We start from the raw sequence: 282 nt of genomic DNA on the forward strand, positions 1-282 counted from the left end.
GGCCATGGGCGTCTTCATCGCGATAGTGATCGCCGCGGTCGTCGTCGGAGGGCTGCTGGCCGTTCTGCGGGCCACCGGCGGCAGTCGGCCGTCGAACAAGCGCAAGGGAAGCCGGCGTTCGTCGAGCGTGGCATCGGGGGGCGGCGACAGCTTCGGCGGCGGCGACTCCGGCGGCGGCTGGTGGTCGTCGTGGGGCGACTCCGGGTCCGGCGGCGACTCCGGCTCGGGCGGCCACTCCGGCGGGCACTCCTGCGGCGGCGGCTCGTCGTGCCGGTGTCTGAA

The 282-nt window shown here is 74.8% G+C and carries 1 protein-coding gene; it reads left to right on the forward strand.

Annotated features, from left to right (window positions below):
• On the forward strand, nucleotides 1-282 hold a 282-nt coding region (locus JS521_RS36190; RefSeq protein WP_239488317.1), incomplete at both ends, for a hypothetical protein.

Origin of the sequence: Streptomyces durocortorensis (assembly GCF_016901035.1) — a bacterium.
Lineage (GTDB): Bacteria > Actinomycetota > Actinomycetes > Streptomycetales > Streptomycetaceae > Streptomyces > Streptomyces durocortorensis.